Below are 1,795 nucleotides of genomic sequence, written 5' to 3' on the forward strand. Positions count from 1 at the left end.
CGACGTCGACGAGGTGCGCGCCCGGTTCGGCAGCCGGATCCGCGGCGGCCGGGCCGCGCGGTTCACCAAGATCGTGGACAAGGCCCACAGCAAGGACAACCTCGGGGCGCTCTCCCGGTTCGCGGGGGTCGTCGGCGGCGAGCCGCGGATCCTCGCGGAGCCGCCGCTGATCGTCCCCGTGTCCGAGATCGCGGTACCGGGGTCGGATCCCGCCGCGGTGCTCGACGCGTTGCGCGGCGTGATCGCCACGTACCGGGAGAGTCTCGAGCCCGAGCGGCGCGTGCTGCTCGACCGCTACCGGCTCGTCGACGTCGCCCGCAAGGTCGTGGGGGTCGGCAGCGTCGGGACCCGGTCCTGGATGATCCTGATGCTCGGCGGCGAGCCGACCGATCCGCTGTTCCTGCAGGCCAAGGAGGCCGGGCCCTCGGTGCTGGAGCGCTATCTCGGCGCGAGCGAGTACCCGAACTCGGGGCAGCGGGTCGTGGTCGGGCAGCGGATGATGCAGGCCGCGAGCGACATCTTCCTGGGGTGGGTGCGGGTGTCGGGCTTCGACGGCCGGACCCGGGACTTCTACATGCGGCAGCTGCGCGACTGGAAGGGGTCGGCGGACGTCGAGGCGATGGTCCCGAAGGGCATGCGGGGCTACGGCGAGGTCTGCGGCTGGACCCTGGCCCGGGCGCACGCCCGCACCGGCGATCCCGTGGCCGTCGCGGCCTACCTCGGCCGGGGCACGAGGTTCGACGCGGCCGTCGGCGAGTTCGCCACGGCCTACGCGGACCAGAACGTGCGCGACCACGCCCAGCTCGTCGAGGCGATCGCCGACGGCGCGGTCGCCGCGGACACGGAGCTGTAGATGGTGAGTGTGACGTAGGTCACTTCAACGGGGTGCATCCGCCGACGGGTGGTCGTCGGTAGTGCTGGTCGTCAACGGGCCCCGGCCCGACCCCGAAGTCACCAGGAGAACGTCATGCGACGTCTCGTCCTCGCCGCCTGTGGAGTCCTGGCCGCGTGCGCCACCGCGGTCGCCACCGCACCCGCCGCCTCGGCCCAGGAGACCGGCTCGGTGCACGTCGTCCACGGGATCCCGGACACCCCCGTCGACGTCTACGTCGACGGGCAACGTGCCCTCGACGACTTCGCCCCGAACACCACCGCGGGGCCGGTCGACCTCCCCGCGGGCACCCGCGCCGTGGTGATCGTCGCCGCCGACGCCGCGGACGCCTCCACGCCGCTGCTCTCGGCCGAGGCGGACGTCCCCGCAGGTGGCGACGTCACCCTCGTCGCGCACCTCGACGCCTCCGGAAAGCCGACGGTCACCCCGTTCGTGGACGACGTCTCCGCCGTCCCCGCAGGTCAGGCCCGGCTCGTCGTGCGGCACACCGCAGCAGCCCCGGCCGTCGACGTCCTCGCGAACGGCAGCCCGGCCCTCACCGGCCTCACCAACCCGAACCAGGCCGCCGCCGAGGTCCCGGCGGGCACCCTCACGGCAGCCGTGGCCGCGGCGGGCACGACGGCCCCGGTGATCGGCCCGGCCGACCTCACCCTCGCCGAGGGCACGGCCACGTTCGTGCACGCCGTCGGGTCGCTGCAGCAGAACTCGCTGCAGCTGGTGAGCTTCACGGTGGACGGACTCCACAGTGCACCGAACGGCGTGCCCGCGGGCGCCCCGTCCGGCGCCCCCGGGCAGAGCGGGATCTCCCCGCTGGTCGGTGCGGTCGCCGGCATGGTGCTGATCGGCCTGGGCGTGGCTGCGCTGCGTCGGGGTCGCGCGACCCGGTCCTGACCGTGTGGCGCC

General features: G+C 74.2%; 2 protein-coding genes. Both read left to right on the forward strand.

Features of this window, described 5'->3' with window-relative positions; all coding sequences use genetic code 11:
• Positions 1-853 (forward strand): DUF2252 domain-containing protein (locus H5J29_RS31290; protein WP_181784535.1); only part of this gene is annotated, 853 nt, incomplete at its 5' end.
• A 114-nt stretch (positions 854-967) separates the two neighbouring features.
• Positions 968-1,783 carry a DUF4397 domain-containing protein gene (locus tag H5J29_RS31295; protein WP_181784536.1) on the forward strand — a complete coding sequence of 272 codons (816 nt, stop codon included), beginning with the start codon at positions 968-970 and terminating at the stop codon, positions 1,781-1,783.
• Positions 1,784-1,795: the final 12 nt, after the last annotated feature.

It is taken from the genome of Pseudonocardia pini (genome assembly GCF_013870575.1).
In the GTDB taxonomy this organism is placed as follows: Bacteria; Actinomycetota; Actinomycetes; order Mycobacteriales; family Pseudonocardiaceae; genus Pseudonocardia; species Pseudonocardia pini.

Excerpts from the sequence above, each read along its gene's own strand:
- H5J29_RS31295 (WP_181784536.1), top strand. The coding sequence starts at position 968 with ATGCGACGTCTCGTCCTCGCCGCCTGTGGAGTCCTGGCCGCGTGCGCC.